Source organism: Kitasatospora sp. NRRL B-11411, from assembly GCF_000721345.1.
Classification (GTDB): Bacteria; Actinomycetota; Actinomycetes; order Streptomycetales; family Streptomycetaceae; genus Kitasatospora; species Kitasatospora cineracea.
Window position 1 is genome coordinate 18,490 of the sequence record NZ_JOGH01000046.1, and the last position, 8,882, is coordinate 27,371.

Below are 8,882 nucleotides of genomic sequence, written 5' to 3' on the forward strand. Positions count from 1 at the left end.
GTAGCTCCACGAGGAACGCACCCTCGACCCGAAGCGACCGAAGCGACCGCGTGCCCACTGGCGGTGAGTGGCGGCGCCCGTCCCGGGTAGGCGCGGGTGCAGGCGGGGACGAGAAAGAGGAGAGCTGAGCACCATGATGACCGCCGTTTCCACGGCAGCGGCACCGCTTCCGCCGGTGCCACCCCTCCCGATGCGGCCGCCGCCCCGGCCCCCGCACCTGCTGCCCGACCTACCACCGCGCACGGGATGCGAAGCCCCGCCGATCGAAATTCCCGCCGCCGCCGGCAGGGCGCCCGGATCGCGCTGACACGCTCGCCGAGGCCGCGCTCTGCCGGGACAGCCGGAAGCCCGCCACCGCGGCCCCGGCTTCGGCTCCGCGTGCACGACTCCCCCGGCCGGCGAGCCGGTCCTGTCGTCCACCGGGGGCGATCGGCCCGTGGAGGTGGTGCGGTCAGGAGCGGGCGGCGTCGACGGCGGGTCGCAGGACCTCCGTGCACCACTGGCGGAAGGTGGTCGGCGTGCTGTTCCCGGCGGTGCGGACGACGCCCTCGTCGAGGCCGTCGATCTTGGCCAGCGCCATGTCGGCCATCGCCCGGGCCATGCCGGGTGACGCGCCGAAGGAGAGCATCGCGGCCTCCATCGACGCGACCTCGACCTGCACGTAGCGCACCGGGAAGCCGAGCACGTCGGTGATGACGGCGGCCGTGTCGTTGCCCGACAGGTCCTCCGGGCCGAGGACCGGAATCTCGGCGAACCCGGTCCAGGAGCGGTCGAGCAGCAGGCGGGCGGCGGCGGCGCCGATGTCGCGGGTGGCCACCAGGGGCAGCTTGCGGTCGGGCGCGAGGGGCCCGGGGAGCACGCCGTCGTCCAGGATCGTGCGGATGTCGCGCAGCGTGTTGTCCATGAAGGTCGGGTTGGCGAGCGAGCGGTAGTTCGTGACCGTGGCGAACAGGTCGTCCATGGCCAGCGAGGCGGTGACGTGGCCGGCCCGGTCGGCGGCCGCGGTTCCCCGGCCCAGCGCCGAGACCCCGACGACGTGGCGCACGCCGTGCGCGGCGACGGCTTCGACGCCGGGCCTGCTGCCCTCGACGTAGGAGGTCATCGCGTCGGGGGCGCGGAGGTCGCCGGGCATCAGCCAGAACACCGCGTCGGCGCCGGCGAAGGCCTTGTCGACCACTGCGGCGTAGCGGTGGGAGCCCTGCACGATCTCGACCCGGTCGCGGACGGCGGGGGAGAGCCGCCGCGGGTCCCGGACGACGACCCGGACGGGCTGGTCGGCGTCGAGCAGTCGCTCGACGACGTGGCGGCCGATTTTGGCGGTGGGTGCGGTGACGACGATCATGGATGCCCTCCGGGACGTACCCAATATGTAAACTCAACCGTACCGTTTACTTATGGAAGAGGCCACCATGCCGGCGCGACGAGGCGAGAAGCTCCGCGAGCACATCCTGTGGACGGCGAAGGACGTGTTCCTCGAGGCCGGCTTCGAGCGCACGTCGATGGACGTCGTCGCCCAGCGGGCCGAGACCTCCAAGCGCTCGCTCTACGCCCACTTCCCCAGCAAGGACGCCCTCTTCGCCGGGGTGGTCTCGCTGGTGCGCGAGCTCTACCTCGACCGCCTGGGCTCGCCCGAGGACTACCTCACCGCGGAGCGGGCCGACCCGGCCGACGCCCTCGTGCGCTACTGCGGGCGACTGCTGCAACTGCTGCTGTGGTCCTCGTCCCTGCGCACGCTGCGGATGGGGATCGCGGAGGCCGAGCGGGTGCCCGAGATCGCGTCCGGCTTCTACGAGGCGGTCTTCGAGGCCCCGATGACGCGGATCGGCGCGTACGCCTCCCGGGTCTGGGGCCTGCCGCAGGAGGAGGCGCGGGAGGCGGCCGAGGTCCTCGTCGGACGGACGGTCTACCCCGAAGTGGTGCGGGGCCTGCTCGGCGTGCGGGAGCCGATCTCCGAACGCCCCGACGAGGCCGCCCTTGCCGCCGACGTCGACCTCGGCCGGATCGCCGCGAGCGTTCGGCAACTGGTCCCGGACACGCCGGCGCCCCGGCCGTAGTGGCTCCATCGATGGCTCCATCGATGGCTCGACCGCGACGAGCGGCACCGGGGCATCCGCAGCATCCGCGAGGATCGCCCCCGGTGGCACGGCGTTTCGTACGGCCTGCCCCGGCCTCGGCCCCCGTCCCCTGCGCCTGCCCCGGCCCCGGCCGCGCCGGGACCGGCGACGACGTGCGCGGCTGTTACGGCCGGGGCGGGAGGTCGATGACGACCTTGCCGCGGACGTGCCGGGCCGCCTGGAGTTCGACGGCGGCGCGGATGTCCTCGACGGGGTAGGTCGCTGCGATGGGGACCCGCAGGCGGCCGGCGGCGACCAGGCGCGCGATGTCCTCCAGGGCGCCGGGGGCGGCGTTGGCACCGTTGGCGGCGGGAACACCGTCGACCTGGCCGGCGATGGTGCAGATCCGGTCGTCGGGGACCTTCAGCTCGCGGGCGACGTGCACGGTGTCCGTCCCGTGCAGGTCCAGGGCCGCCGTGACGGTACCGGCACCGAGGCCGCGGACCCGGTCGGCCAGGCCCTCGCCGTACGCGACCGGTTCGGCGCCGAGGCTCCGCAAGTACTCCGCCGACGACGGCGAGCCGGTTCCGATGACGCGTGCGCCCGCGATGCGCGCCAGCTGGACGGCGAACACCCCGACCCCGCCGCCCGCGCCACCGATCAGCACCGTGTCCTCCGGGCCGAGGCCCAGGACGTCGAGGGCGGCGGACGCGGTGCTGCCCGCGATCGAGAGCGTGGCGGCGGTGCGGTCGTCGACGCCGTCCGGGGTGTGGTGGGCGATGCCGCCGGCGATGTGCCCGGCCGCGTCCAGGACGATGTGGTCGGCGACCGCCCGGGACAGGGCCGTCCCGAACACGCGGTCTCCGATCGCGTAGCCGGCGGCGCCCGCACCGACCTGGTCGACGACTCCGGCGTAGTCGGTCCCGAACCCGCAGGGCAGGCTCAGGCCGAAACGTGCGGCGGTCCGGGCGTCGGAGGTCATGAACCAGTCCATCGGGTTCAGTCCGGCCGCCGTGACGCGCACGCGGATCTGCCCGTCGCCCGCCCGGGGTTCGGGCACCTCGGTGAGGGTCAGGGCCTGCGGGCCGCCGAACGAGTCGATGAGCAGGACGGCCCTGCTCGCGCCGTCCCGGGGGGTGTCGCCGTGGTGCTGCATGTCCTGCTCTTTTCGTCGCGTTCGTGGAGCAGCCTTAAGCGGACTACGCTCCGGTTAGGGAATCCACCATAACCGGAGCGTGATCCGTTTGACGACTTCCAAGCCACGGGCACCGCGCGCCGACGGCACCCGCAACCGCGAGCAGCTCCTCGAGGTCGCCACGCGCGTGCTCGCATCGCCCGGCGCGGAGACGTCGATGCGCGCCATCGCCCGCGAGGCCGGGGTCGGCATCGCGACGCTCTACCGCCACTTCCCGACCCGCGAGTCCCTGGTGGAGGCCGTCTACCGCGACCAGGTCGTCCGCCTCACCCACGGCGCCCGGGAACTGCTCGACACCCTGGCCCCGGCTGCGGCCCTCCGGTGCTGGATGGACCTGTTCGGCAACTGGATCGCGACGAAGAACGGCATGCTCGACACCCTGCTGGCCCTGATCGAGTCCGGCACGGTCGGCCACGCCGACACCAGGGACGAACTCCTGAACGCGATTTCGTCCCTCCTCGACGCGGGACGCGCCGCCGGAGACCTCCGCCCCGACGTCACCGCCGAAGAGGTCGCCACCAGCCTGATCGGGATCTTCACCGTCGCACCCCAGGCCGGCCCCGCGGTGACGGCCGACCGCCTCCTGGACATTCTCCTGGACGGTCTCCGCCCACAGGCGCGGCACAGCTGAGCCGGATCGCGCCCGCACCGCCGCGAATTGCGAACTCATCCGTCGGCGGGAACGTTGAAACACCCCCGGACCGGGCCCGCCGGAAGAATGATTGCACATGTGCATTCCCCCAGCGGATCCCGCAGCCCGATTACCCCCGGAAAGAGCATTCGGTAGATGAGATGAAGAGGGGCGTCAATTGTGGCGGACCCGGCTCCGGGACGGAAAGCGCTAATCTGGTTCGATAAATTCCGACCGATGGGACGCCCGCCATGGCCACCGAGGACCACAGAATTGCGCCACCCGGGGAGCCGGCGGTCCGCGTGGCGGAACGCTGCCAGTACAAGAGCCTCCCGTTGCGCGACTTTCCCCCGCTGGGGGTGGTGCGGCGCCTGCGGATCTCCCACGAGCAGCGGCGGCAGGACCGGGGCGGCGTCCCGGCCCCGGGGCGGCCCTCCCGGTACCGGGAGGGTGACTGGGTCCGCGTCAAGGAGGCAGCGGAGATCCGGGCCACCCTGGACGCGAAGGACTGCCACCGCGGCCTGTGGTTCACCGGCAGCCAGTGGTCGTTCTGCGGCGGCGTGTACCAGGTGGAGCGGGTGGTGCGGCGGATGGTCGACGACCACTACCGGGTCCGGCGGCTGTCCGGCACCGTCGCGCTCGCGGGGGCCACCTGCCACGGCGCGGACGGCACCCAGGGGTGCGGGCTGGACTGCGCCCTGCTCTTCCGGGACGAGTGGGTGGAGCCCGCCGCCGCGCCGGCCCCGGCCGACCGGCCGGCGGCTCTGCGGGCCACCGTCCGTAGCCTGGACGAGATCCGGGCGACCCTGGACGGACGCGGCCGGCTGCACGGCGTTCCCTTCCAGCCCGGCATGGAGCAGCACGCCGGAGAGGGCTTCGCCGCTCACGAAGTGAGCCACCGTTCGCTGGCGTGGTGGCAGCGCCCGGTGGGGGGCCGCTGGTTCACCCTCACCGGGTTGCGCTGCGACGGCGCGCCCATGGCCGCGACCGGCTGCGACCGGCAGTGCGCCCTGCTGTGGCACGAGTCCTGGCTCCACCTCTCCGGTTCCCCGCAGCGGTGACCCGCCCGGCCCGCCGGGGCGGCCGGGGGCCACCGCGGCGGGCGGGGTTTCCGGTGGACCGCCCGCGCGGGCCGCCCGTCAGCTCCGCCAGCGGTGCAGACCCCGCTTGACGGCCAGGCGGACCGCCCCGTCCCGCTGGCCCACGTAGCAGCGCGGCAGGGCGAGCCGGTCGTCGCCGCCGCGGCCGGTGGCGCACGCGTAGCCGTAGCCCGCCTCTCCCACCGCCTCCGCCGCCGCCCGGTCGTAGGACCCGTACGGGTAGCAGAAGCCCGCGACCTCCTCCCCCGTCACGTCCTGCAGCGCGGCCCGGCTGTCGGCGACCTGCGCCACCAGCTCCCGCCGTCCGAGACCGGCCAGCCGGCGGTGGGTCAGGCCGTGGGAGCCGATCTCCAGGCCGGCCGCGGCGACCTCCCGGACCTGGCGGGGGGACATCAGCGCTTTGCGGGGCCCTTCGCGGTCCCAGTCGTTGTGGCCGCTGAGCTTGCCCGCCACCACGTACACCGTTGCGGTGAAGCCGTACTCCTCCAGCACGGGGACCGCCTGCTCCGCGAAGTCCCGGTAACCGTCGTCGAAGCTGAGCCCCACCAGGCCCCGCGCCCGCCCGAGGGCGTGGGCGCGCATCAACGCGCCGACCCCCACCCCCCGCAGGCCGCGCGCCGCGAGCCAGCGGATCTGCTGGCGAAACCGCCGGGGGCTCACGGTGATCAGGTAGGGGTCGTCCTCGTCCCGCGCCACGGAGTGGTACATCAGCGTCCACGGGAAACGACCGCTGCCCCCCGGCGCGAGCCCGCCGGTGGAGAAATCCTCGTCGACCTTTTCCATGGCTGCTCCCGCTGTCACTCTTCCGGCGGCCGGTGATGGACAACGCAGTCTGGCAGTCCGCCTGAAACTTTCCGCGCAATCGGCCCAATTCCAGGCCATTCTTCACTCGAATGCGAATAATCCCACCGCACGCGCGGAGGCGCGGAGAACCGCCGCACCTCCCCCGCCCCGTCGCGCTCGTCCGTGTCGGCGCCCGGTTCGAGCGCGGCATACTCGTCGGACGTTCCGACCAGGAGGCAGTGTGATCGCTCTCGAACCCGAAACCATCCGCACCGGCCGGCTGGACCTGCTTCCCCTGCGGGTCGAGCACGCCGACGACATGGCCGCGGTGCTGTCCGACCCGGGCCTGCACGCCTTCATCGGTGGTGCCCCGGACACCGCCCGGGAGCTGCGCAGCCGCTACGAACGCCTGGTGGCCGGCTCACCGAATCCCGGTGAGTCCTGGTGCAACTGGGTCGTCCGGCTCCGCGACGCCGCCTGCCTGGTCGGCTACGTCCAGGCGACGGTCACCGCCGACGACCGCGGCGCCGCTGCGGAGATCGCCTGGGTGACGGGCACCTCCTGGCAGCGACGCGGCATCGCCACCGAAGCCGCCCAGGGCCTCGTCGCCTGGCTCCGGCGGCAGCCGGTGCACACGGTCACCGCCCACATCCACCCCGACCACCGGGCGTCCGCCGCCGTCGCCGCCGCGGCCGGTCTCACCCCCACCGGGCAGTCGCACGACGGAGAGGCGGGATGGCGGCTGACGATCAGCTGACCCCGCGCGTCCACGGGTCCCGACGGCCGCTCCCGCCCCGGCCGCAGACGGCCCGGGCCGCTCCCCTACCCTGACTCCTCGGCGTCCGCCCCAGGACGCCCAGGTCCGTGACGTACGAGGGAGAGCATGAACGCCCGTCTGATGGTGCATCTGATCGTGTCGCTGGCCGTGGCCCTGACGCTGGTCTTCGCCGGTGCGGCGATCGGGGGCCCGGCGCTGGGCCTGCTGGGCCTGGTCGTCTGGTACGTGCTGGAGAGCCTGGTCAAGGCGCTGCTGCCGGTCGCCCACCAGCCCGGCGTCGCGGGGGCGGAGAGCACCTCGGCCGTCTACCGGGGCTGGGCGGCCAAGCTGGTGGCGGGCACCGCCCTGGCCCGGGCGCGGACGCCGCAGGGCGACGCCGACCGCCTCGCCGCCGGGGTGCGGCTGTGCATGGTCACCTACGGGGTCCGCGACGGCAGCCAGAGCCTGGGCTACCTGCTGCTGGAGCGCACCCCCGACGGCGGCACGGCCGTCGCCTGGCACGGCCGGGGCAAGAACGCCGGGACCCGGCCGATCACCCCGGCGGTCCCGGCCTTCCGTCCGGGCCGCGAACAGCAGAACGCCGCCCAGGCCCGCCTCGGCTACACCTCGTCCGTGCAGTTCGGCCAGGACACCTACTGGCTGCAGCCCCACAACACCGAACTCCTCCAGCTGGCCCTCGCCCCGCAGGGCGCCGCGGCCGCGGGCGGCAAGGGCGGCAGCACCGGACCCGCGACGCCGGCGACCACCTGATCCACCCGACGGCTCGGTGACCGAGGGGACCCGAGGGGTACTGGAGTACCTCCGGGTCGGCCCGTCGTCCGGGTTCAGCCGAGCCCCCCGCGCGGCTTCCGAGGCCGCCGGGGCGGGCGGCAGCCCCTCCCGGCGGGCGGGGTGCCGCCGGGAGGGGCTGCCGCCATCATGCCTGCGCGCCCTCGTCCGGGCGGCGGGCGCCGACCAGGACCGCGAGGTTGCCCGGGGGCTGCCGGTTGTCGTGCAGCAGTTGGTGGGCCGCGCCGATCTCGTCGAAGTCGAGGACCAGGGACAGGCAGGGGTCCACGATGCCGCGGTCGATCAGTTCGGTGATCTCGCGGGCCTGCCGGGCGTTGGCGGCGTGCGAACCCTGCAGGCGCTTCTGCCGCATCCACAGGAAGCGCAGGTCCACGTCGCCGTTGTAGCCCGTGCTGCCGCCGCAGATGACCACCATGCCGGCGTTGTCGCACAGGTACATCGAGGTGGGGATGGTGTCCGCGCCCGAGTGCTCCAGGACGATCCGCGGGGCCCGGCGCTCGCCGAGCACCTCCCAGAACCGGCGGCCGAACGCGCGGGCGCCGGCCAGCCAGCGGTCCATCGCCGCCTGGTCGTCGGTGTTCGGCAGCCGCCCCCAGTGGTCGAACTCGCGGCGGTCGATGTAGCCCTTGGCGCCGAGCCGGATGCACTCCTCGCCGCGCTCCTCGCTGGAGACCACCGCGATCGGCACTCCCCCGGCCCAGCGCACCAGTTGGATCGCTATGCAGCCGAGCCCGCCGGCCCCGCCCCAGATCAGCACCGGGTCGCCGGGGCGCACGGTGTGGGGCTGCCAGCCGAACAGCTGCCGGTACGCGGTGGCCGCGGTGACCATGTAGCAGGCGGCCCCGGCCCAGGAGAGCCGGCGCGGCTTGGGGTGGCACATGTACTCGTCGGCGACCGCGAACTGCGCGAAGGAGCCGAAGTTCTCCTCGTAGCCCCAGACCGACTGCGAGGCGGAGGTGGCCGGGTCGGCGCCCAGCCGGATGTCCTCGGCGCGCTCGTCCCACTGGTTGCCGAGCACCACCACCTCGTCGCCCGGTTTGAGCGTGCGGACGTCCTCGCCGACCGCCCACACCACGCCGGCGCCGTCCGAGCCGCCGACGTGGAAGGCGTCGAGGTCGCCCCGGCGCCGGCGGGCGGCGACCACGTCGACCGGCTTGCCCAGCGCGGCCCAGACGTTGTTGTAGTTGATGCCGGCGGCCATCACCTTGATCAGCACCTGGCCGCGGCCGGGCTGCGGCGTGTCCACCACCTCGGTGCGGAATGCGTCGGCGGGGCGGCCGTAGCGCTCGGGGCGGATCACCGAGGCGTACATCCGCTTGGGCCACTCGCCCAGCGGCGGGGCGTCACCGAGTTCGTACAGTTCCTTGGTCATCGCGGGTCTCCCTCCAGGTGGGCGGTGCAGGCGTGGTGCGTGTCGGCGGGGAAGCCGACGGTCCAGCCGGCCGGTACCTCGGCGAAGACCGGCCACAGGCTCTGCCGGCCGGCGGCGTTGACCAGGACCAGGTGCGAGGTCTCGGCGGGGTCGTCCGGTGGCTCGAAGGGGTTCGGCACG

At 73.9% G+C, this 8,882-nt stretch carries 10 protein-coding genes; 5 read left to right on the forward strand and 5 right to left on the reverse strand.

The genetic code is table 11. From position 1 onward, the window contains the following. Positions 1–451 precede the first annotated feature (451 nt). The gene (locus tag IH44_RS0121265) at positions 452–1,342 is read right to left on the reverse strand and encodes an NAD(P)H-binding protein (protein WP_030461248.1); all 891 of its coding nucleotides are present in this window, start codon (positions 1,340–1,342) and stop codon (positions 452–454) included. A 52-nt stretch (positions 1,343–1,394) separates the two neighbouring features. Between IH44_RS0121265 and IH44_RS0121270 the strand changes: the two genes are divergently transcribed. Next, the gene (locus IH44_RS0121270) at positions 1,395–2,054 is read left to right on the forward strand and encodes a TetR/AcrR family transcriptional regulator (RefSeq protein ID WP_030461249.1); all 660 of its coding nucleotides are present in this window, start codon (positions 1,395–1,397) and stop codon (positions 2,052–2,054) included. A gap of 184 nt (positions 2,055–2,238) precedes the next feature. Here IH44_RS0121270 and IH44_RS0121275 read toward each other — a convergent pair whose 3' ends face one another. Then, positions 2,239–3,210, reverse strand: coding sequence for an NADP-dependent oxidoreductase (locus tag IH44_RS0121275; RefSeq protein WP_030461250.1), 972 nt, complete (start codon positions 3,208–3,210; stop codon positions 2,239–2,241). A gap of 88 nt (positions 3,211–3,298) precedes the next feature. On the opposite strand from IH44_RS0121275, the gene IH44_RS0121280 reads away from it, so the two are divergent. Together IH44_RS0121280 and IH44_RS0121285 are read left to right on the forward strand one after the other, a co-directional pair. Further along, on the forward strand, positions 3,299–3,880 hold the full coding sequence (locus IH44_RS0121280; RefSeq protein ID WP_030461251.1) for a TetR/AcrR family transcriptional regulator: 582 nt from the start codon (positions 3,299–3,301) through the stop codon (positions 3,878–3,880). Positions 3,881–4,182: 302 nt separating this feature from the next. Next, positions 4,183–4,941 carry a hypothetical protein gene (locus IH44_RS0121285; protein ID WP_030461252.1) on the forward strand — a complete coding sequence of 253 codons (759 nt, stop codon included), beginning with the start codon at positions 4,183–4,185 and terminating at the stop codon, positions 4,939–4,941. 78 nt (positions 4,942–5,019) lie between these two features. Here IH44_RS0121285 and IH44_RS0121290 read toward each other — a convergent pair whose 3' ends face one another. After that, positions 5,020–5,763 carry a polysaccharide deacetylase family protein gene (locus tag IH44_RS0121290; protein WP_051817143.1) on the reverse strand — a complete coding sequence of 248 codons (744 nt, stop codon included), beginning with the start codon at positions 5,761–5,763 and terminating at the stop codon, positions 5,020–5,022. Positions 5,764–6,004: 241 nt separating this feature from the next. Here IH44_RS0121290 and IH44_RS0121295 point away from each other — a divergent pair, with 241 nt between their 5' ends. Both IH44_RS0121295 and IH44_RS0121300 read left to right on the forward strand, forming a co-directional pair. Beyond that, positions 6,005–6,520 (forward strand): GNAT family N-acetyltransferase, encoded by a 516-nt coding sequence (locus IH44_RS0121295; protein WP_030461254.1) that lies wholly within the window; start codon positions 6,005–6,007, stop codon positions 6,518–6,520. Positions 6,521–6,646: 126 nt separating this feature from the next. Further along, positions 6,647–7,291: a hypothetical protein gene (locus tag IH44_RS0121300; protein WP_030461255.1), complete on the forward strand. Its 645-nt coding sequence runs from the start codon at positions 6,647–6,649 to the stop codon at positions 7,289–7,291. Positions 7,292–7,457: 166 nt separating this feature from the next. On the opposite strand, the gene ccrA is transcribed toward IH44_RS0121300, so the two are convergent. Together ccrA and IH44_RS46605 are read right to left on the reverse strand one after the other, a co-directional pair. Next, complete coding sequence (gene ccrA, locus IH44_RS0121305) at positions 7,458–8,702, reverse strand: crotonyl-CoA carboxylase/reductase (RefSeq protein ID WP_030461256.1); 1,245 nt, start codon at positions 8,700–8,702, stop codon at positions 7,458–7,460. Next, entirely contained in the window at positions 8,699–8,881 is a 183-nt protein-coding gene (locus IH44_RS46605) for an MbtH family protein (RefSeq protein WP_030461257.1), read from the reverse strand. Before IH44_RS46605 ends, ccrA begins: the two co-directional genes overlap by 4 nt. Between the last annotated feature and the right edge of the window lies 1 nt (position 8,882).